We start from the raw sequence: 20,184 nt of genomic DNA on the forward strand, positions 1-20,184 counted from the left end.
AGGGGAGCGTGGGATGAACGAAAACGATCTGATCCTCTACACCACAGATGACGGCGAATCCCATCTAGTGCTACGCGAGCTGGGGGGCCAAGTATGGCTAACCCAGCAGGAAATGGCCGAGCTCTACCAGACCAGTAAACAGAACATCGGCAAGCATGCGAAGGCCATCTTGTCAGAGGGGGAGCTGGCTGAGGGGGCAGTTGTAAACCGCAAGTTTACACCTGCCGCCGATGGAAAAGAGTATCTGACACTGCTTTATGCCCTGCCCATGATCGTCGCTATTGGCTACCGGGTGCGTTCGACCCGTGGCACCCAATTTCGGCAGTGGGCCACCCGCACCCTGGGCGAGTATCTGACCAAGGGCTTCGTGATGGATGACGAGCGCCTGAAGAATCCATCGGCCGGCACGTCGATAGCGCCGGATTACTTTGATGAATTGTTGGAGCGGATCCGGGACATCCGTGCCAGTGAGCGGCGCGTCTATCTGCGGGTGCGTGAAATCTTTGCGCTAGCGGCCGACTATCAGCCCTCTTTCAAGGAGACCACCCGTTTCTTTCAGATCATCCAGAACAAGCTGCATTTTGCCTGTTCCGGCCTCACCGCTGCTGAACTTATCCATCAGCGGGTCGATGCCGATAAACCCAATATGGGCCTGATGACCGTCAAGGGAGCAGAGGTTCGCAAGGGTGATATTACCAACGCCAAAAACTACCTGACAGAACGCGAAATCAGGGAACTGAACCGCATCGTCGTCATGTGGCTGGATTTTGCCGAAGATCAGGCCGAGCGGCGCCAGCAGATATTCCTGCAAGACTGGCAGATCAAGCTGGACCAATTCTTGACGTTCAACGATCGTGACATTCTCAGCGGGGCAGGGCATGTCAGCAAGCAGCAAGCAGAAAACAAGGCGGAAGCCGAATACGCGCGTTACGCCAAGCAGCAGCGGCAGTTAAAAGAGCTACAGGGTGAACAGGACATTGCTGCGTTGTTGAAATGGCAGCCGCCAAGCCAAAAGAAGGGCGAGCAATGATACAACCCATCCCGAAATTCCAAGAAGAGTACAGCGCCAAGATCCCGGCCCTGACCCTGCTGACTCAGCTGGGCTGGACCTTTCTCTCCCCGGAGCAGGCGCTGGCGGCGCGGGATGGCAAACCCGATCAGGTGGTGATGCGCCAACAACTGCGCAGCGTGCTGGCCGAGCGCACCTTTGTGTTTGCAGGCAAAACCCATCCGCTGTCAGCCAAATCGGTGGACAATCTGGTGAGCGAACTGTGCAGTCCTGCGCTCAATGAAGGCTTGCAGGCGGCCAACGAGCGGCTCTATAACCACCTGCTCTACGGCATGTCGGTCACCGAGTTTGTCGATGGCAAGAAGGTGAGCCCCACCATCCCCCTGATTGACTGGTATCACCCGCACAACAACCGCTTTACCTTTACCGAGGAGTTTCGAGTCACTCGTTCAGGTGGTATCGGTTCTTCGTTTCAAGAGCATCGCCGCCCCGATATCGTCTGCTTCGTCAACGGCTTGCCCTTGGTAGTGATCGAGGCCAAGCGCCCGGATGGCAACGCCAAAAAAGGGCCGACCATCAAGGAGGGGATCTCCCAGAGCCTGCGCAACCAGCGCCAGGGCGAGATCCCGCTGCTGTTTGCCTATAGCCAGTTGCTGCTCTCCATCAATGGTATCGAGGGTCGATATGGCACCTGCGGTACGCCGGAGACCTTCTGGGCCGCCTGGCGCGAGGAGGACATCGGTGATGGTGCGATGACGGCCATCAAGAATCAGCCGCTCTCATCCGAACAACGCTCTGCCCTGTTTGGCCACCGACCTGCCGCCGATCTGGACTGGTATCAGACGCTGATTGCGGCTGGCGAGCTGGCTGTCAGCGATCAGGACCGCTTGCTCATCAGCCTGCTCTCCCCGGATCGGCTGCTGGAGATGACCCGGCTGTTCACCCTGTTTGACAAGAAGGCGGGCAAGATAGTCGCCCGCTATCAGCAGGTGTTTGGCATCAAGCGCCTTATCGAGCGGATCAATCAAAAAAATGCCACGGGTGGCCGTGAGGGCGGGGTGATCTGGCACACCACCGGCTCGGGCAAGTCGTTCACCATGGTATTCCTTAGCAAGGCGTTGATCCTGCACGACAGTTTGAAACAGTGTCGCCTGCTGGTGGTGACCGACCGGGTGGATCTGGAGAGCCAGCTCAGCAAGACCTTCGCCTCCAGCGGTGAACTCGCTGGCAAGAAAGATAAAGAGGCGGCCATGGCCACCTCGGGCAAGCGTCTGGCGCAGCAGATCGGCAAGGGTAGCGAGCGCATCATCTTCTCGCTTATTCAGAAGTTCAACTCAGCCACCAAGTTGCCGGAATGCATCAACAAGAGCCCGGACCTTATCGTACTGATCGACGAGGGTCATCGCAGCCAGGGGGGCGAGAACCATATTCGCATGAAGCAGGCGCTGCCCAATGCCGCCTTTGTCGCCTTTACCGGTACGCCGCTGCTCAAGGATGACAAGACCACCAACAAGTTTGGCCCCATCGTCCATGCCTATACCATGCAGCGGGCGGCCCTGGACAAGGCGGTGACCCCGCTGCTCTATGAGGAGCGTATCCCCGATCTGGAGGTGAACGAGCGGGCCATCGACAGCTGGTTTGACCGCATCACCCAGGGGTTAAACGAACAGCAGCAGGCCGATCTGAAACGCAAATTCGCCCGCAAGGGCGAGATCTACAGCGCGGAAGATCGCATCAAGCTCATTGCGTTCGATATCGCCAGTCACTTTGCCAATAACATCGACGAGGGGCTCAAGGGTCAGCTGGCCTGTGACAGCAAGGCCTCGGCGGTGCTCTATAAAAAGTACCTCGATGAGGCAGGGCTGTTCGAATCTGCAGTGGTGATGAGCCCACCCGACAGCCGCGAAGGCAACACCGAGGTGGATGAATCGACCACTCCGCTGGTTACCCAATGGTGGAAGGAGAATGTCGGTGCTTTCTTTGGTTCTGGGGATGAGCAGGTGTATTTCAAGGCGCTTATCGAACGCTTTGCCGATGAGAATGACCCCCTCAAGTTGCTGGTCGTGGTGGACAAGCTGCTGACCGGCTTCGATGAGCCAAAGAACACCGTGCTTTATATCGACAAACCGTTGAAAGAGCACAACCTGATCCAGGCGATTGCGCGGGTCAACCGGCTGCACCCGAAGAAGCAGTTTGGCCTGCTTATTGACTATCGCGGCATTTTGGCAGAACTCGATACCACCATCGGCAAGTATCAGGATCTCGCCTCCCGTACTCAGGGTGGCTATGACGTGGATGACCTCAAAGGTCTCTACAACCAGATGGGCACCGAATATAAGCGGCTGCCTCAGCTCTACCAGACCCTGTGGGGTATCTTCGCCGGGGTGAAGAACAAGCAGGATATCGAGCAGTTGCGCCAGGTGCTGGTGCCCAGGATGGAGGAGGCCCCGAACGGGGAAGGGGAGAAGGGCGAACTGGTGGATGTGAACCTCAAGGTGCGCGAAGACTTCTACGAGGCGCTCACGGCGTTTGCCAGCTGCCTGAAAGTCGCGTTGCAGTCGGCCTCTTTCTTTGAAGACAGCGCCTTTAGCGAGGCGGATCGCCGTCACTACAAGGAGACGGTGAAACAGCTCTCCAGCCTGCGCCAACTGGTGCAGCAGGATGCTGGCGAAAAGGTTGATTACGACGAGTACGCCGAGCAGGTGAAGAAGCTGCTGGATAAACATGTGGTCGGTGTGGAGGTTAAAGAGCCGGGTGGCGTCTACGAAGTCGGCAAGATGGGCCAGAAACAGCCAGAAGAGTGGAGCGAGAACAAGACCCGCAACGAGACCGACATCATCAAGACCCGCGTTACTCGCATGATTGAGCAGGAGCTGCAGGGCGACCCTTATGCCCAGGAAGCCTTCTCCAAGTTGCTGCGCCAGGCCATCCTTGATGCGGAGAAGCTGTTCGAACACCCGCTCAAGCAGTACATGCTGTTTCGGGAGTTCGAAGAGCAGGTGCAGGAGCGGCGTCTTGGTGACATGCCTGATGTCTTTACCGGTCATCGCCATGCGCAGGCCTACTTTGGGGTGTTCAAGAAGGTGCTGCCGGAAGTGTTTGCCATCACCGACAGTCAGGTAGAGGACAAATGGATAGCGCTGGCCTTCGAGATCGATACGGTCGTGGATGCGTCGGTGGCCGAGCACTCCATCAACCCGCAGAACATCGAGGCGGGTATTCGCAAGCAACTGCTGCCGCGCATGTTCCAGGAGTGCAAAGCCATCGGCAGCGGCATGGAGCAGGCCAAGAAGATCGTCGAGATGGTGGTGCAGATCACCCGCGTTGGCTTGAGCGGAGTCTGATCGGAATGAATGTGCCTATTCGGGCCAAGGGTGATGCTCAGGCTCCAGCTCCATCCTTTAGCTTTCGCTACGGCGATGAACTGATCGCCTTCGAGCGGGTGCAACGGAGACAGGCTAGCGGCAAGGTACTTATCAAGGTGCATCCCGATTGCCGCGTCGTGGTCTCTGCGCCGCTTGAGGCGGGTGATGATGCGGTACTCGCAGCGGTCAAGCAGCGCGGACGCTGGATCTACGAGCAGTTACGCGACTTTCGCCAGCAGTTGGAGCACGTCACCCCACGCCAGTACATCAGTGGGGAAAGTCACTATTATCTCGGCAAGCAGTACCTGCTCAAGGTGATAGCGGCACCTGATGCCGTGCAGGGGGTCAAGATGCTACGCGGCAAGTTGGAGGTGTCGGTCAGGAGTCCCGTCACTGATAGCGCAAAGAGCGCCGGGAAAGTCCAGGCTCTGCTGGCTGACTGGTACAAGGCCCGTGCCAAAGAGGTGTTTGCCAGACGCCTCAACGCCATGCTCGATCAGGCCATCTGGGTCACCGAGCGTCCGCCACTGCGCATCCTGACCATGCAGACCCAGTGGGGGAGTTGTTCCCCCCATGGCCGGATCACGCTCAACCCCCATCTGGTCAAAGCGCCCCGCGAGTGCATCGATTACGTGATCCTGCACGAGCTCTGCCATATCGCCGAGCACAACCACAGCGAGCACTTTTACCGGCTGATGAACCAGGTGATGCCAGGTTGGGAAAAAACCAAAGAACTGCTGGATGGCATGGCGAACCGCTTGTTGACGTGAGTTATCTGATAGTCAGTCACCTACAGCCCGGCAGGCACCCCCTTGTCGGGCTGTTTTTTTGGTGTGGATGCAGTGACAAGGCCACCCCTGCGGGTGGCCTTGTCGTTTGTGGCGCCCGCAGACGGTTGATCAGGCGCGCCGCCTCGATGGCGGCGATATCTATCTTGCCCATCAGTATCCTGGCCTCGAACGTGCGTCTGGCGGCAGTATCCGGTTGTGCTTTCTCCTCGGGCCATGACCGTCTCTTCGTCGTGGGTTAGAGTCAAACCAGGGGCGGCCGGGTGGCGGCCATGCATGGAGGCAGGGGGGATGAAGATGCAACAACATGGTTTGACCCTGGGGCTGGCACGGGTGGGGGATGTCTCCTTTATTTCGATCAAGGCGGTCGGCAGACTCAGTCATGAGGACTATCTGGCCATCACCCCCATGCTGGAGGCGGCCCTGAGCCGGGTCGAGGGGCAGGGAGTGAGGGTGCTGCTCGATGCCCGTGAGCTGGAGGGGTGGGAGCTGCGCGCCGCCTGGGACGATCTCAAGCTTGGGCTCAAACATGGCCATGCATTTGGCAAGATAGCCCTCTATGGCCAGCCGGGCTGGCAGGGACTGGCGGCCCGCGTCGGCGGCTGGTTTATCTCGGGGGAGGTGCGGGCCTTCGAGGAGGAGGGTGCCGCCATCGACTGGCTGACGCAGTAACGCTTGCCCACTCTTTCGCCCTCTTTTTGTGAACGAACAGGAGCAGACCATTGGACAACAGCGAACGATTCTCGAGCCGGGTCGAGGCCTATGCGAAGTATCGACCCGGCTATCCGGCCGCCATGCTGGACTTTCTGGCAAGCGAGCTTGCCATGGGGCCGAAGGCCCAGGTGGCCGACATAGGGGCGGGCACCGGCATCTTGACCGCCCTGCTCGCCCCCAGGGTGGCGCGGGTGTGGGCGGTGGAGCCCAATGACGGAATGCGCGCCGCCGCCGAGGCGCTGCTGGCGGGGGCTGACAACGTCGGCTGGTCCCGCGGCAGCGCCGAGGCCACCGGTCTGGCGACGGGCTCGCTGGATCTCATCACAGTGGCCCAGGCGTTTCACTGGTTCGATCGGGTCGCCTTCAAGGCCGAATGCCGGCGCCTGCTCAGGCCTGGTGGCCGGGTTGCCCTGATCTGGAACGACAGGCTGTGCAATACCCCCTTCCTTCAGGCCTATGAGGCGGGGCTGCGGGCCTACTCGGCAGACTATGAGGAGGTGAACCACCGCAACCTGGGGGAGGCGGATTTTCGGGCCTTCTTCGAGGGGGAGTATCGGCTCAGTCGCTTCGACAATAGCCAGTGGTTCGATCTGGACGGCGTACTGGGGCGATTCAACTCCTCCTCCTATGCGCCCGTGGCCGGCACCCGGGCCCATGACGAGATGACGGCGCTCATCCGCCGCGAGTTTGACCGCCATAGGGTGAACGGCCAGATTGGCTTCCACTACAGCACCCTGGTCTACAGCGGCCGGGCCGAGGGCGACTGACGCCGCCGGGACGTCCTCCTGTCCGATCTGGGGCTGCCCGGTGCTGTGAGTTGGCCGGATCCCGCCATGAAAAAGCCCTCGCCGGATCGGTGAGGGCTTTTTCTGGTCTGCTCACGAGGGGATCAGGTCTTGTCGATGCCGAGCAGCGCCTTGGCCTTGGCCAGGGTATCGACGGACTCCTGATGCCTGCCCGCCTGGTGCAGGGTCTCACCCTCGGCCCTCAGGGTCTTCACCTCGGCCAGCTGCTCGGCGCTGATTGCCGGCCCTGTCGCCAGGGCGTCGTCTATCTGTTTCATGTCGGCCGGGCAGTGAAACGCCAGGGCATTGGCGCTAAACAGCAGGGGGATCAGCCAGTACGCAGGTTTCATGACGTTCTCTCCTTGTGGGTCAGTGGAAGTATAGAGGCCCCTTGCCGGGCGCTCCTCTTCCCTGACTCTGGCCGCCACCCTGGAGACGAAAAACCCTCGCAGGGCGAGGGTTTGAGAGGGAACCTTGGTTGAGGCCTGGATCAGAGCACCATGGCGGCGACCCAGCCAAACAGGATCAGCGGGATGTTGTAGTGGATGAAGGTGGGCACGACGGAGTCCCAGATATGGTCGTGCTGGCCATCCGCGTTGAGACCCGAGGTGGGGCCCAGGGTGGAGTCGGAGGCGGGGGAGCCCGCATCCCCCAGGGCGCCGGCGGTGCCGATCAGGGCGATGGTGGCCATGGGGGAGAAGCCAAATTGCAGGCAGAGCGGCACATAGATGGTCGCTATGATGGGCACGGTGGAGAAGGAGGAACCTATCCCCATGGTGATGAGCAGACCCACCAGCAGCATCAGGAAGGCGGCGACCCCCTTGTTGTGGCCGATGAGGCCGGCGACGGACTGCACCAGGCTCTCGACCCCTTGAGTCTCCTTCATCACGGCGGCGAAGCCGGCGGCGGAGATCATGATGAAGCCGATGAGGGACATCATGCGCACCCCCTGGGTGAAGGCATCCTGACTCTCGCGAAACTTGATGACACCGCCGCAGGTGAAGATGATGAAGCCGGCCAGGGCGCCCAGGACGATGCTGTCGGTGTAGAGCTGCAAGCCAAGGGCGACGGCGATGGCGACCAGGGCGACCCAGATGTGGGTCAGGTTGAGGGTGACCGTCTCCGGCTCGGCGGCCAGGATCTTGGTCAGATCATACTGGCGCGGCTTGCGATAGCTGATGAAGACGGCGACCAGCAGGCCGAGGAACATGCCAAACACCGGCAACGCCATGGCCGTGGGGATCTGGCTGTTGACCAGGGTGACGCCATTGTCGATGAGGTTCTTGGCCAGGATGTTGTTGAGGAAGATGCCGCCAAAGCCGACCGGCAGCAGCATGTAGGTGGCGGTCAGGCCGAAGGTGATGACGCAGGCCACCTGGCGCCGATCGATCTTCATCTGCGCCATCACGTGCAACAGCGGCGGGATCAGGATGGGGATGAAGGCGATGTGGACCGGGATCAGGTTCTGGGAGGCGACGGAGACCGCCAGCACAGAGGTGAGCAGCAGGGTCTTGACCCAGAGCACCCGGGAGTGGCTCGCATCCTTGCCAAGCTGGCTTATCACCTTGCGGGCCAGCAGATCCGTGATGCCGGAGCGGGAGATGGCCACCGCGAAGGCCCCCAGCATGGCGTAGGCGAGGGCGATTTCGGCGCCGCCCCCCAGGCCGCCGCTGAAGGTGCTCAGGGTCTGTTCGAGGGAGAGACCGCCGACCAGGCCGCCGACGATGGCGCTGACCGACAGTGAGACGACCACATTGATCCGCAGCAGGCTGAGCACCAGCATCAGCGAGACTGCGATAACAACAGGATTCATGTGACTTCCTTATAATGATGCGTTGTTGTCTGGCGTGTGAAAGGGCGTTAGTTTGCGAAAACTGGCCAAAAAGTCGAGTAAAAATTCACGCAAACCGTTGAATCATGCTGACTGACCGACATCAAGAAAGGGGGCCGACGCCGCCCTTGCCGACAGGGTCAGCGCAGGACTATTGTCCGGATGCCGCCGCGCCCTGGGCGGCCTCATCCACTCCATCTTCGGCCTCGGCCAGGGGCCAGCCCCCCAGAGCCTTCCAGCGATTGACGATATGACAGAAGAGCTCTGTGGTGCGCTCGGTGTCATAGAGGGCGGAGTGGGCCTCCTTGTTGTCAAACGGGATGCGGGCGCTCTGGCACGCCTTGGCGAGCACCGTCTGACCCAGCACCAGGCCCGAGAGGGCGGCGGTGTCGAAGGTGGCAAAGGGGTGGAACGGATTGCGCTTGAGCCCGGCGCGCTCGGCGGCGGCCATGACGAAGCCATGGTCGAAGGGGGCATTGTGGGCCACGACGATGGCGCGGTTGCAATCCTGTTCCTTCATGCCCTTGCGGATCCCCTTGAAGATCTCGGTGAGGGCTTCCTTCTCGTCCACGGCGCCGCGCAGCGGGTTGTAGGGGTCGATGCCGGTAAATTCCAGCGCCGCCTTCTCCAGGTTGGCCCCCTCGAAGGGCGCGACGTGGAAGTGGAAGATCTGATCGGGGATCAGCCAGCCGGCCTCGTCCATCTTGAGGGTGTAGGCGGCAATCTCGAGCAGGGCATCCGTCTTGGCATTGAATCCGGCGGTTTCAACATCGATGACGACGGGGTAAAAGCCTCGGAAACGGCCTTTGAGAGTGTTAACGGCGTCGGTCATGGGATCTCGGTCGGCTTGAAATGAGGCGGCATTATGGCAAAAAAGCGGGCCCTTGTCCCTCCTGCACCGTCATGAGCGAGAGGATGGATGTGATGGGGGGGCTTGTGCTTATAATTGGCCACTTCAACCAAGGATGGGAAGACACGATGAGAAAGCTGGGATTGGCGCACAAGATGGTGCTGGTGGTCTGTCTGCCACTGCTGGCCCTGTTGTTTTTTTCCGGTCGATACGTCTACGAGCGTTACCGGGTCGAGCAGGAGATGAGTCAGGCGCTGGCTGCGCTCCATGTGGTGCGAGAGGCGGCGCAGCTGGCCCATGAGCTGCAAAAGGAGCGCGGCATGTCCGCCGGTTTCCTCGGCTCTGGCGGAGGCAAGTTTGGCGATGCCCTGCCGACCCAGCGCAAGGTGGTCGACACCCTGCTGGTGCGTTTTCGCCAGGATCCCGCCCTGCTGGCGCTGCCGCAGGTGCAGCAGGAGCTGGCGGGCCTGACAGCCATCCGTGAGCGGGTCGATGCCCTGGGGGTCGAGGTGGCGGAGCAGGTCGGCGTCTATACCCGCCTCATCACCCGGCTGCTGGCGGTGGTGGACGGGGTGAGCCTCAACAGCCAGGACGCCACCATAGCGCTGCAGACCAATGCCTACGCCGCCTTCTTGCAGAGCAAGGAGCGGATGGGGCTGGAGCGGGCCACACTGAGCAATGTGTTCGCCCGCGACAACTTCACCCCGGCGCTGTTGCAGCAGTTCATCTCCCTGCTGGCGGCCCAGCAGACCTATCTCGAACGTTTCCAGGCGGTGGCGAGCCCGGCTCAGCGCCAGCTGCTGGCCGACAGCCTGGCCTCGCCTGTGGTGGCCAAGGTGGCGGCCATGGAGACCCTGGCGCTGGACAAGGCGGCCAGCGGCGGGTTTGGCATCGATGCCGAGGCCTGGTTTGCCCTGAGCACAGACAAGATAGCCCTGCTCAAGGAGAGCGAGGATCGCCTCTATCAGCAGCTGTTTGACCGGGTCGAGCAGATGCGGGCCCAGAGCGCCAGGGATCTTGGCTGGGCCGCCTTCGGGGTGCTGCTGTGCGTGGTGCTGACCACCCTGGTCTGCTGGCGGGTGGTGCGGAGTCTGCATCTGGGGTTCATGGCGCTGCACCAGACCTTCAAGGGACTGGTGCAGGATAACGATCTGACGGTGCGGGTCGACTGGCACTCCGGGGACGAGCTGGGGGCCCTGGCGCGGGATCTGAACCACTTTCTCGCCCATCTCGAAGGCTTGCTGCTGGCGGTGCGCCGCTCCTGCGAGGTGCTGGCCCGCAGCGCCGCCGCCTCGGCCGGCGTGATAGCGGAGGTCAACGCCGGTGTGGCCAGGGGGTTTGGCCAGGTGGATCTGGTGGCGACCGCCGCCACCGAGATGGCCTCGACGGTGGCCGAGATAGCGCGCAATGCCACCCAGACCTCCCTGGCGACCCAGCAGGCCATCGGCCGGGCCCATCAGGGGGACAAGGAGGTGGTGCAGACCATAGATGCCATCGAGCAGGTGGCGGGCACCCTGGTCGATACCCGGCAGCTGGTGGACAATCTGCAGGCAGAGACGGAGTCGGTCGGCGAGGCCTTGAGCCTCATCAAGCAGATTTCGGATCGCACCAACCTGCTGGCCCTCAACGCGGCCATAGAGGCGGCCCGTGCCGGTGAGTCCGGCCGTGGCTTTGCCGTGGTGGCCGAAGAGGTGAGGGCCCTTGCCTCCCGCACCCAGCAGGCGGCGGATGACATAGCGCAGATGCTGGATCGCCTGCGCCAGGGGGCCCTCCAGGCGGTGACCGCCATGCACCTGGGCAGCGAGCAGGCGGGCCTGAGCGTGACCGAGGCCAGGCGGGCGGGGAGCGAGCTGGGCCACATCGTGAGCGAGGTGAGCAAGGTGAGCGACATGAGCGCCCAGGTGGCCACCGCCACCGAGCAGCAGCGCTACGTCACGGACGACATCCAGCACAACGTGATGACCATTCGCGAGGTGTACGAGGCCCATCGCCAGCACTCCGACATGCTGCAGCGCAACAGCGCCGAGCTGGATCAGCTGGCCCGCGAGCTGGCGGGGCGCATCGCCAGCTTCAAGTTGATGGAGACTCCCCGTTGAGGGTTTTGCCCTAAAGCTTGTCCTGCCTCTGCCGATAGATAATCCGAGACGGTATGGAGGGCAGGCAGTTGAACGCTTGGATTGTGGGATTGGTCGGCATGTCGGTGAGCATGCAGTTGCAGGCGGGGGTCACCGAATTCGGTGCCGGCCTGGATCAATCCGTCTGGCGCCTGACCGCCGACAGCCAGATCGAGTGTCGCCTGGAGCACCCCATCCCAGGGTGGGGCACCGGGGCCTTCGTCACCCGGGCCGGGCGCAAGATCAACCTCGACTTCGAACTGAGCGGCCTGCGCCAGCAGGCGCAGACCCAGACGGTGAGCCTGGGCAGCATGCCCGCCAGCTGGCGTCCGGGTCTGGCCGGGCGCGACATCAGCCAGATCCGCTTCTTCAAGCAGTTCGACGGCCTGGTGGACGGCCAGACCGCCTGGACCATGCTCGACGAGCTGGAGAGCGGCCGCATGCCCACCTTCCAGTACCGGGACTGGTATCGCCAGAACCGGGCGGTGCGGGTCTCCCTCTCCAGCGTCAACTTTCGGGTCAAGTACCAGGCCTTCATGGATTGCCTGAACGGCCTCTTGCCCTACAGCTTCAACGACATCGCCTTCAGCGTGCTCACCTATGACAAGAACAGCGATCGCCTCTCCGCCGCCTCGCGGCGCCGTCTCGCCATGATAGGGGAGTTCATCAAGGCGGACAGCACCATAGACGTGGTGGTGATCGACGCCTACAGCGACAGCTATGGCGGGCGCTGGCCGAACCAGAAGCTCTCCGAGAAGCGGGCCGATGCCATCAAGAAGGTGTTCCTCGACCTGGGTCTGGAGGAGGGCAAGATCTCGGTGGAAGGCCATGGGGAGAAGCAGCACGTCGCCTCCAACGAGACGGAGGAGGGGCGCGCCAAGAACCGGCGCGTGGTGATCAGCATGGGGCGTAGCGGCGCCATCTGACTGCCCTGACCGTCGCCATCAGAGATGAAAAAAGAGCGCCTTGGCGCTCTTTTTGATGGGAAGGGGCGCCAGTCAGACGCTCTCCCCCAGGCCGTGGCCGGCATCTTTCTTGGCGATCAGCTCAATCTTGTAGCCGTCCGGGTCTTCCACGAAGGCGATGACGGTTGTGCCGCCCATGACGGGGCCCGGTTCGCGGGTGATCTTGGCGCCGGCGGCGCGCAGGGCGTCGCAGGTGGCGTAGATGTCGTCCGCTTCCAGGGCGATGTGGCCATAGGCCGAGCCCAGCTCGTACTCGCTCACGCCCCAGTTGTAGGTCAGCTCGATGACCGCCTCGCTCTTCTCGTCACCGTAGCCGACGAAGGCCAGGGTGTACTTGTACTCGCTGTTCTCGCTCTTGCGCAGCAGGGTCATGCCCAGCACGCGGGTGTAGAAGTCGATGGAGCGTTGCAGATCGCCCACTCGCAGCATGGTATGCAGCATTCTCATTGCTCAATTCTCCGGGTTGGTGATGGGTACTGCCTTCAATCTAGGTCGTGAGGCTAACGGTTGAATATCAGGGCCGCCGTCAGCTCTCCGGATAAACCTTCTCTTTGTATTCGCACAGATCTTCGATGATGCAGGAGCCACAGCGCGGCTTGCGCGCCAGACAGGTGTAACGCCCGTGCAGGATCAGCCAGTGGTGCACATCCAGCTTGAACTCGGCCGGCACCACCTTGAGCAGTTTTTCTTCCACCTGATCCACGTTCTTGCCCACCGCCAGACCAGTGCGGTTCGACACCCGGAAGATATGGGTATCGACGGCAATGGTGGGCCAGCCAAACGCCGTGTTGAGGACCACGTTGGCGGTCTTGCGCCCGACGCCGGGCAGGGCCTCCAGGGCCTCGCGGTTCTCCGGCACCTCGCCGCCATGGCGTTCGAGCAAGATGGCGCAGGTCTTGATGACGTTCTCGGCCTTGGTATTGAACAGGCCTATGGTCTTGATGTACTCCTTGAGGCCATCGACCCCGAGGGCCAGGATGGCGGCCGGGGTATTGGCGACCGGATAGAGTCTGGCGGTCGCCTTGTTGACCCCCACGTCCGTGGCCTGGGCCGACAGCAGCACGGCGATCAGCAGCTCGAACGGCGTGCTGTAGTTGAGCTCTGTCCTGGGCGCCGGATTGTCTTCCCGCAGCCGGATCAGGATCTGGCGGCGCTTGTCGTTGTTCATCTCTTGCTCACACTCTTTCGTTTCTATAGCTCGGTGGCGCGGGCGCGCGGCGCCGGCACGCTGCCAGGGGCCTGCTCGGTCGCCTGCTTGCGTCCCAGCCAGTCGTTGATGGCATTCTTGGCGGCGATGAGCAGCCCCAGGCCAAGGAAGCCCCCGGGGGGCAGGATCGCCAGCAGCAGGGCGGAGTCGTGGGAGAAGATCTCGATGCGCAGGGATCGGGCCCAGTCACCCAGCAGCAGCTCGGCGCCGTCAAACAGGGTGCCCATGCCGATGATCTCGCGCATGGCCCCCAGCAACAGCAGCACCAGGGTGAAGCCCAGCCCCATCATCAGGCCGTCGAGGGCCGCCAGCAGGGGAGGCTGCTTGGAGGCGTAGGCCTCGGCCCGGCCTATGATGACGCAGTTGGTGACGATGAGGGCGATGAAGATGCCAAGGGCCTGATAGAGGCCATAGGTGTAGGCGTTCATCAGCAGCTGCACGCAGGTCACCAGGGAGGCGATGATCATCACATAGATGGGGATGCGGATATCCCGCGGCACCCAGTGACGCACCAGGGAGACCGCCAGGTTGGAGCCTATCAGCACCGCCATGGTGGCCAGCCCCAGCCCCAGGGCATTGGTGAAGGTGGAGGAGACGGCCAGGGTGGGGCAGAGCCCCAGCACCTGTACCAGGGAGGGGTTGTTCTTCCACAGGCCCTGGAGCATCAGCTCCTTGATCTCGCCCGCTTGGGGTTGGTGATTCATGGGTTCTCTCCGGCCCCGTCGCAGGGGGGCGCATCTTGCAACAAGGCAGGGTGAGTCTGTTGCAAACGCAGCAGGTTGGCAACCGCCTTGACCACGGCCCTGGGGGTGATGGTGGCGCCGGTGAAGGCATCGAAGTCACCGCCATCCTTCTTCACCGCCCAGCTGGCCTCGTTGTCCCGGGTGAGGAACTTGCCGACGAAGCTCTCAATCCAATCCGATTTTTTCAACTCTATCTTGTCGCCAAGGCCCGGGGTCTCGTTGTGGGCCAGCACCCGCACCCCCTGGACCTTGCCGCCGGCATCGGTGCCGACGATGAGGCGGATGGCGCCGCTGTAGCCATCGGGCGCCACCGTCTCCATGGCGTAGCCGGTCACCTGGCCGGCCAGGGTGGCGGTGTAGAGGGGCATGGGCTGGCTGGTGCCGAGCAGCGGGCTGCTGACCCGCTTGCAGCTGGCCACCAGATCGTTGTCATAACTGCCAACCGGCAGCAGGGCGCTCAGGGTATTGAGCTTCTCCCGCTGCTGCTGGTGGGCAATCTTGTCCTGGGTGAGCAGATGGGTCGCCACCACGACGCTGGTGCAGACGAGGGCAAACAGCGCCAGGGTGAGGCCATGGTTGCGCATGCTGGTCAGCATAGGGGCGCTCCTTGGGAGAGGGGGAAAACACGGGTCACTTGCGACGATCCCCATAGGATGTGGGACGGGTCAGGCTGTCAATCTCCACGGGGATACGCAGAGGTTGACCAGCAGCACGGCGTGGGAGCCGGCCATGGGAGACGTCATGGAACACGTCATGGAACACGGCTATCACTTGCGGCGCTCCCCATAGGATGTGGGTCGGGTCAGGCTGTCAATCATGGGGACGCAGAGGTTGGCCAGCAGCACGGCGAAGGCGATGGCGTCCGGATAGCCGCCGAAACGGCGAATGAGGTAGATGAGCACGCCGATGAGGGCGCCATAGATGAGACGACCCCGGGCCGTGGTCGAGGCGCTGACCGGATCGGTGGCGATGAAGAAGGCCCCCAGCATGGTGGCGCCGGAAAACAGGTGGAACATGGGGGTGGCGGTGGCATCCGGGCTGATGAGATAGCCCAGGGTGGCGGCGGCAAACAGGCTGGCCAGCATGGCCACCGGGATGCGCCAGGCGATCACCCTCTGTTGCAGCAGGAAGAGGCCGCCCAGCAGGTAGCCCAGGTTGACCCAGCTCCAGCCGATGCCGCCCCAACCCTCGAACACGGAGTGCGTCATCACCTCGCTCGCGGTCAGCCCCTGGCCCAGTCCCGTCTTGAGGGTATCGAGCGGCGTGGCCATGGTGAGGCCATCCACCCCCTGCTTGAGCTGGGCCATGCTGTAGCCGTCCAGGCTGAAGCCGGTGAAGATGGTGGAGACGGCATCCCCAAAGCCGATGCCGTAGGCGGCGATGTCGGACGGCGGCAGCCAGCTGGTCATCTGTACCGGGAAGGAGACCAGCAGCAGCACATAGGCCACCATGGCCGGGTTGAACAGGTTCTGGCCCAGGCCGCCATAGAGGTGCTTGGCGATGATGATGGCGAAGGCGGTGGCGACCAGGGTCATCCACCAGGGCAGCAGGGGCGGCAGGGCCAACCCTATCAGCACGGCGGTGAGCAGGGCGCTGCCATCTAGCAGGGCGGGCTTGATCGGCCGGGCGCGCAGGCGCAGCACCAGGGCCTCGCAGCCAAGGGCGGTGACTGCGGCCAGGGCTATCTGGATGACGGAGCCCCAGCCGAAGAACCAGACCTGGGCGGCGAGCCCGGGCAGGCAGGCCAGGATCACCAGCAGCATCAGGGTCTGGGTCTGCTTGCGGTTGTGGGCGAAGGGGGCACTCGCGATAGTGAACATGACTCAGGTATCCCTCTTGCTGTCAGCCGGGCTGACCGTCTCGTTGTCTGTGGTGGCGCCCGCGAGGGCCGCCTTTCTGGCCTTGGCTTTTGCCACGGCGGCGGCAATGGCGGCTTTCCTGGGATCGCCCTCAAGAGGAGCCGTCTCGGCGCCAGGAGCAGGAGCCGTTTCGGCAGAGGTCGATGCCGCTGTGGGGGCCTCTTTGGCCTCGGCCGCTTTTTTGGCCTTGGCTTTTGCCACGGCGGCGGCAATGGCGGCTTTCCTGGGATCGCCCTCAGGGGGAGCCGTCTCGGCGCCAGGAGCAGGGGTCGTTTCGGCAGAGGTCGATGCCGCTGCGGGCGCCTCCTTGGCCTCGGCCGCTTTTTTGGCCTTGGCTTTTGCCACGGCGGCGGCGATGGCGGCTTTCCTGGGATCGGGCTCGGCGATCGGCTCGTTCGGTGCCTGGCTCGAGGTGATGGGCGCGGCGGTTGAGTCGCCTGCAACCTGGTCCCCGGCGCTCTGGGCGGCCTTCTTGGCCTTGGCGCGGGCGATGGCGGCGGCAATGGCCGCTTTCTTGGGGTCAACCTCGGGGGCGGACTCGGCGATCGGCTCACTCGGCGCCTCGCTCGAGGCGATGGGCGCGGCAGGTGCATCGCCTGCGGCCTGGTCCCCGGCGCTCTGGGTGGCCTTCTTGGCCTTGGCGCGGGCGATGGCGGCGGCAATGGCCGCTTTCTTGGGATCGACCTCAGAGGCGGGCTCGGCGACCGGCTCGCTCTGCGTCTCGCTCGAGGCGAGGGGCGCTGCGGTTGAGTCGCCAGGGGCCTGGTCCCCGGCAGCCTGGGCGGCTTTCTTGGCCTTGGCGCGGGCCAGGGCGGCGGCAATGGCGGCCTTCTTGGGGTCGATCTCGGGGGCAGATCCCGTCACCGGCTCGCTCAGAGCCTCGCTCGAGACGATGGGCGCGGCGGTTGAGTCGCCTGCAACCTGGTCCCCGGCAGTTTGGGCGGCCTTCTTGGCCTTGGCGCGGGCCAGGGCGGCGGCGATGGCGGCCTTCTTGGGATCCGGCTCCTCGGATGGGGCGGGCTCTGTCATGGGGGCGTTGACCTCGGCCGCCTTGGCGGCGCGGCGCGCCAGGGCCTCCTGCTTGCGGGCCTCCCGGGCGGCGGCCATGGCCGTGTTGTCCGGGGCGCCTTCGATTGGGGTCGCTTGCTGTTTTGCCTTGAGCCGGGCGAGGGCGGCGGCCACGGGATCTTCCCCGGTGGCGGCCGTCATGGCCTGGCGGCGCTGGGCGGCGGCCTCGGCATGGCGAGCCTCACGGGCGGCCTTGTCCCGCTCGAAGCGGGCCTGCTTGGCCTCGAAACGCAAGCGGGCGCGTTCGGCCTTCTCGGCCTCCTCTCGGGCTTCGCGGATATCGTCCTTGGCAATCTTGTAGTACTGCACCAGGGGGATCTGGCTCGGGCAGACCCAGGCGCAGGCGCCGCACTCGATGCAGTCGAACAGGTTGAGCTTCTCTGCCTTGTCATACTCCTTGGCCCGGCTGTACCAGTAGAGCTCCTGGGGCAGCAGGGTGGCGGGGCAGGCGTCGGCGCAGGCGCTGCAGCGGATGCAGGACTGCTCCGGCTCGGGTGGGGGCAGCTCGGCCCGGGTCGGGGCGAGCAGGCAGTTGGTGGCCTTGACCACGGGCACCATGGCGTGGGGCAGGGTGAAGCCCATCATGGGGCCCCCCATGATGACCCTTTGTCCCGGCTCCGGCTGCAACTCGAAGCGCCCCAGCAGCCAGCGCACCGGAGTCCCGAGGCGTACCCAGGCGTTGCCCGGCTGCTTGAAGGCGTCTCCGGTGAGGGTGACGATGCGCTCGATGAGCGGCTCGCCATCGACGATGGCGCGCTTGATGGCGAACACGGTGGCGACGTTGAGTACCATGATGCCGATATCGACCGCCCGGCCCCCCTTGGGCACCTGACGACCGGTCAGCAGCTCTATGGTCTGTTTGGCGCCGCCCGAGGGGTATTTGGTGGGGACCTCCCGCACCAGGATGTCCTCTTCGCTTATCTGCTGGCGCAGGGCCTTGGCCGCGGCGGGCTTGTTGTCCTCGATGCCGATCAGGCAGAGCTTGGGCTTGAGCAGGTGCTTGAGCACCCGGATACCCTCCAGGATCTCGTCCGCATACTCCTGCATCAAACGGTCATCCGTGGTGATGTAGGGCTCGCACTCCAGGCCGTTGATGATGAGGATCTCGGTGAGCTGGCCGTGGCCATCGAGCTTGCTGTGGGTGGGGAAGACGGCGCCACCCAGGCCCGCTATGCCGGCACCTTGAATGCGCTCGAGCAGGCTGACCCGGTCGAGATTCCAGTAATCGGGCTGGGGCTGGCGCTCGCACCAGGCGTCCTCCCCGTCGGGGATCAGGGTGATGCAGAGATCGGAGAGGCCGGAGGGGTGGGCGACCGTGTGCTGGTCGATGGCGCTGATGACCCCTGAGCTGCTGGCGTGGACCGGCACGAAGCGGCCCCGCTCGAAGGCGGTGAGGGGCTGGCCCTTCTTCACCTTGTCTCCCACCTTGACCAGCAGTTCGCCGGCCAGGCCCGCGTGCTGGCGCACCGGAATGATGAGTTCGGGGGGCAGCCCCGCCTGCACCACGGGGCTCAGGCTGGATTGCTGCTTGTTCTCGGGGGGATGGATGCCGCCATGAAAATCCCACAGGGCCCCGGCCTTGATGCGTTCGATTACAGACTGCATGACTACTCCACCATCTTGACCGGGATAACGACACTGTTGAGATCCCACTTCCAGTTATCGACCGTGGTGGGGACCGGGATCATCTCGATGCAATCGGTGGGGCAGGGGTCGACGCAGAGGTCGCACCCGGTGCACTCATCGGTGATCACCGTATGCATCGCCTTGGTGGCGCCGACGATGGCGTCCACCGGACAGGCCTGGATGCACTTGGTGCACCCTATGCACTGATCCTCATGGATGAAGGCGACCTTCTTGATGGGCACGGCGGCGTGGCCGTCCCCCATGGCCAGGGGTTCGACCCCCATGAGGTCGGCAATCTTGCGCATGGTGGCATCGCCACCCGGGACGCACTTGTTGACGGCATCGCCATTGGCGAGGGCTTCGGCATAGGGCTTGCAGCCCGGGTAGCCGCACTGGCCGCACTGGGTCTGGGGCAGCAGGGCGTCGAGCTGATCGACGATGGGATCGGCCTCCACCTTGAACTTGATGGCGGCAAATCCCAGGATCAGGCCGAAGGCCAGGGCCAACAGCGCCAGAACCAGGATGGCAAACAATAAGTGAGTCATAGCGCTATATCTTGATGAGGCCGGTAAAGCCCATGAAGGCAAGGGACATCAGGCCTGCGGTGATCATGGCGATGGACACGCCACGAAACGGTGCCGGGATGTCGGCGGCCACCAGGCGCTCACGCATGGCGGCAAACAGCACCAGCACCAGGGCGAAACCGGCGGCGGCGCCGAAACCGTAGATGATGCTCTGGATGAAGTTGTGGCGCTCGTTGATGTTGAGCAGCGCCACCCCCAGCACGGCGCAGTTGGTGGTGATGAGGGGCAGGAAGATGCCGAGCAGGCGATAGAGGGTCGGACTGCTCTTGCGCACCACCATCTCGGTAAACTGCACCACCACGGCGATGACCAGAATGAAGGCCAGGGTGCGCAGGTAGCCGACCGAGAGCGGCAGCAGAATATAGTGTTCCACCAGATAGGAGCAGGCGCTGGCCAGAGTCAGCACGAAGGTGGTCGCCAGCCCCATGCCGATGGCGGTTTCCAGCTTGCCCGAGACCCCCATGAAGGGGCAGAGGCCGAGGAATTTCACCAGCACGAAGTTGTTCACCAGCACGGTGCCAATCAGTAAAAGCAGGTACTCAGTCATCAGAATTTGGATTATCCGCTGTGAAGGCGGGCGGTATTATCTGATGTTAGGGGGTCAGAAACAACCGCAAGCCCGCAGGGTTATTAGTGAATTGTCCAACCCTGGGGGGCGGGGACGGGTCCCTTGAGG

The 20,184-nt window shown here is 63.2% G+C and carries 18 protein-coding genes; 7 read left to right on the forward strand and 11 right to left on the reverse strand.

Annotation, left to right across the window (positions count from 1 at the left end; genetic code table 11):
• Positions 1 to 13 precede the first annotated feature (13 nt).
• The 5 genes from ACW5W4_RS03295 to ACW5W4_RS03315 all read left to right on the forward strand — a co-directional run bounded on the left by ACW5W4_RS03295 (position 14) and on the right by ACW5W4_RS03315 (position 6,643).
• Entirely contained in the window at positions 14 to 1,030 is a 1,017-nt protein-coding gene (locus tag ACW5W4_RS03295; protein WP_456688396.1) for a virulence RhuM family protein, read from the forward strand.
• On the forward strand, positions 1,027 to 4,353 hold the full coding sequence (locus ACW5W4_RS03300) for a type I restriction endonuclease subunit R (protein WP_456688397.1): 3,327 nt from the start codon (positions 1,027 to 1,029) through the stop codon (positions 4,351 to 4,353). Before ACW5W4_RS03295 ends, ACW5W4_RS03300 begins: the two co-directional genes overlap by 4 nt.
• Positions 4,354 to 4,358: 5 nt before the next feature.
• Entirely contained in the window at positions 4,359 to 5,144 is a 786-nt protein-coding gene (locus tag ACW5W4_RS03305) for a M48 family metallopeptidase (protein ID WP_456688398.1), read from the forward strand.
• 309 nt (positions 5,145 to 5,453) lie between these two features.
• Entirely contained in the window at positions 5,454 to 5,834 is a 381-nt protein-coding gene (locus ACW5W4_RS03310; protein WP_456688399.1) for an STAS/SEC14 domain-containing protein, read from the forward strand.
• Between the two features lie 50 nt (positions 5,835 to 5,884).
• Positions 5,885 to 6,643: a class I SAM-dependent methyltransferase gene (locus tag ACW5W4_RS03315; protein WP_456688400.1), complete on the forward strand. Its 759-nt coding sequence runs from the start codon at positions 5,885 to 5,887 to the stop codon at positions 6,641 to 6,643.
• 122 nt (positions 6,644 to 6,765) lie between these two features.
• Here the strand turns inward: ACW5W4_RS03315 and ACW5W4_RS03320 are convergent, their stop codons facing one another.
• The 3 genes from ACW5W4_RS03320 to rnt form a co-directional block, all read right to left on the reverse strand.
• On the reverse strand, positions 6,766 to 7,011 hold the full coding sequence (locus tag ACW5W4_RS03320) for a hypothetical protein (protein ID WP_456688401.1): 246 nt from the start codon (positions 7,009 to 7,011) through the stop codon (positions 6,766 to 6,768).
• Positions 7,012 to 7,151: 140 nt separating this feature from the next.
• Positions 7,152 to 8,474, reverse strand: a complete 1,323-nt coding sequence (locus tag ACW5W4_RS03325) for a Na+/H+ antiporter family protein (protein ID WP_456688402.1) — start codon at positions 8,472 to 8,474, stop codon at positions 7,152 to 7,154.
• A 169-nt stretch (positions 8,475 to 8,643) separates the two neighbouring features.
• On the reverse strand, positions 8,644 to 9,324 hold the full coding sequence (rnt, locus tag ACW5W4_RS03330; RefSeq protein WP_427262503.1) for a ribonuclease T: 681 nt from the start codon (positions 9,322 to 9,324) through the stop codon (positions 8,644 to 8,646).
• Between the two features lie 146 nt (positions 9,325 to 9,470).
• On the opposite strand from rnt, the gene ACW5W4_RS03335 reads away from it, so the two are divergent.
• Positions 9,471 to 11,438 (forward strand): methyl-accepting chemotaxis protein, encoded by a 1,968-nt coding sequence (locus tag ACW5W4_RS03335; protein ID WP_456688403.1) that lies wholly within the window; start codon positions 9,471 to 9,473, stop codon positions 11,436 to 11,438.
• Between the two features lie 68 nt (positions 11,439 to 11,506).
• Positions 11,507 to 12,382 (forward strand): flagellar protein MotY, encoded by an 876-nt coding sequence (locus tag ACW5W4_RS03340; protein ID WP_456688404.1) that lies wholly within the window; start codon positions 11,507 to 11,509, stop codon positions 12,380 to 12,382.
• 72 nt (positions 12,383 to 12,454) lie between these two features.
• On the opposite strand, the gene gloA is transcribed toward ACW5W4_RS03340, so the two are convergent.
• From gloA to rsxA, 8 genes are all read right to left on the reverse strand, one after another.
• Positions 12,455 to 12,868 (reverse strand): lactoylglutathione lyase, encoded by a 414-nt coding sequence (gene gloA, locus ACW5W4_RS03345; RefSeq protein WP_427262501.1) that lies wholly within the window; start codon positions 12,866 to 12,868, stop codon positions 12,455 to 12,457.
• Between the two features lie 79 nt (positions 12,869 to 12,947).
• A complete protein-coding gene (nth, locus tag ACW5W4_RS03350) occupies positions 12,948 to 13,589 on the reverse strand; it encodes an endonuclease III (RefSeq protein ID WP_456688405.1) in 642 nt (213 codons plus the stop codon).
• Between the two features lie 23 nt (positions 13,590 to 13,612).
• Complete coding sequence (locus ACW5W4_RS03355; protein ID WP_456688406.1) at positions 13,613 to 14,332, reverse strand: electron transport complex subunit E; 720 nt, start codon at positions 14,330 to 14,332, stop codon at positions 13,613 to 13,615.
• The gene (gene rsxG / locus ACW5W4_RS03360; RefSeq protein ID WP_456688407.1) at positions 14,329 to 14,967 is read right to left on the reverse strand and encodes an electron transport complex subunit RsxG; all 639 of its coding nucleotides are present in this window, start codon (positions 14,965 to 14,967) and stop codon (positions 14,329 to 14,331) included. Before rsxG ends, ACW5W4_RS03355 begins: the two co-directional genes overlap by 4 nt.
• 171 nt (positions 14,968 to 15,138) lie before the next feature.
• Positions 15,139 to 16,191 (reverse strand): electron transport complex subunit RsxD, encoded by a 1,053-nt coding sequence (gene rsxD / locus ACW5W4_RS03365; RefSeq protein WP_456688408.1) that lies wholly within the window; start codon positions 16,189 to 16,191, stop codon positions 15,139 to 15,141.
• A gap of 3 nt (positions 16,192 to 16,194) precedes the next feature.
• Positions 16,195 to 18,903, reverse strand: a complete 2,709-nt coding sequence (gene rsxC, locus ACW5W4_RS03370; protein WP_456688409.1) for an electron transport complex subunit RsxC — start codon at positions 18,901 to 18,903, stop codon at positions 16,195 to 16,197.
• 2 nt (positions 18,904 to 18,905) lie between these two features.
• The gene (rsxB, locus tag ACW5W4_RS03375) at positions 18,906 to 19,469 is read right to left on the reverse strand and encodes an electron transport complex subunit RsxB (RefSeq protein WP_408797000.1); all 564 of its coding nucleotides are present in this window, start codon (positions 19,467 to 19,469) and stop codon (positions 18,906 to 18,908) included.
• A 4-nt stretch (positions 19,470 to 19,473) separates the two neighbouring features.
• Positions 19,474 to 20,055, reverse strand: coding sequence for an electron transport complex subunit RsxA (gene rsxA, locus ACW5W4_RS03380; protein ID WP_005909250.1), 582 nt, complete (start codon positions 20,053 to 20,055; stop codon positions 19,474 to 19,476).
• Positions 20,056 to 20,184 lie beyond the last annotated feature (129 nt).

The sequence above is a fragment of the Aeromonas crassostreae genome, assembly GCF_054052445.1.

Bases quoted from the DNA above. Each gene is read 5' to 3' on its own strand.
- ACW5W4_RS03295 (WP_456688396.1), top strand. From the start codon at position 14: ATGAACGAAAACGATCTGATCCTCTACACCACAGATGACGGCGAATCC.
- ACW5W4_RS03300 (WP_456688397.1), top strand. From the start codon at position 1,027: ATGATACAACCCATCCCGAAATTCCAAGAAGAGTACAGCGCCAAGATC.
- ACW5W4_RS03305 (WP_456688398.1), top strand. From the start codon at position 4,359: ATGAATGTGCCTATTCGGGCCAAGGGTGATGCTCAGGCTCCAGCTCCA.
- ACW5W4_RS03310 (WP_456688399.1), top strand. From the start codon at position 5,454: ATGAAGATGCAACAACATGGTTTGACCCTGGGGCTGGCACGGGTGGGG.
- ACW5W4_RS03320 (WP_456688401.1), bottom strand. From the start codon at position 7,011: ATGAAACCTGCGTACTGGCTGATCCCCCTGCTGTTTAGCGCCAATGCC.
- ACW5W4_RS03325 (WP_456688402.1), bottom strand. From the start codon at position 8,474: ATGAATCCTGTTGTTATCGCAGTCTCGCTGATGCTGGTGCTCAGCCTG.
- rnt (WP_427262503.1), bottom strand. From the start codon at position 9,324: ATGACCGACGCCGTTAACACTCTCAAAGGCCGTTTCCGAGGCTTTTAC.
- ACW5W4_RS03335 (WP_456688403.1), top strand. From the start codon at position 9,471: ATGAGAAAGCTGGGATTGGCGCACAAGATGGTGCTGGTGGTCTGTCTG.
- gloA (WP_427262501.1), bottom strand. From the start codon at position 12,868: ATGAGAATGCTGCATACCATGCTGCGAGTGGGCGATCTGCAACGCTCC.
- nth (WP_456688405.1), bottom strand. From the start codon at position 13,589: ATGAACAACGACAAGCGCCGCCAGATCCTGATCCGGCTGCGGGAAGAC.
- ACW5W4_RS03355 (WP_456688406.1), bottom strand. From the start codon at position 14,332: ATGAATCACCAACCCCAAGCGGGCGAGATCAAGGAGCTGATGCTCCAG.
- rsxG (WP_456688407.1), bottom strand. From the start codon at position 14,967: ATGCTGACCAGCATGCGCAACCATGGCCTCACCCTGGCGCTGTTTGCC.
- rsxD (WP_456688408.1), bottom strand. From the start codon at position 16,191: ATGTTCACTATCGCGAGTGCCCCCTTCGCCCACAACCGCAAGCAGACC.
- rsxC (WP_456688409.1), bottom strand. From the start codon at position 18,903: ATGCAGTCTGTAATCGAACGCATCAAGGCCGGGGCCCTGTGGGATTTT.
- rsxB (WP_408797000.1), bottom strand. From the start codon at position 19,469: ATGACTCACTTATTGTTTGCCATCCTGGTTCTGGCGCTGTTGGCCCTG.
- rsxA (WP_005909250.1), bottom strand. From the start codon at position 20,055: ATGACTGAGTACCTGCTTTTACTGATTGGCACCGTGCTGGTGAACAAC.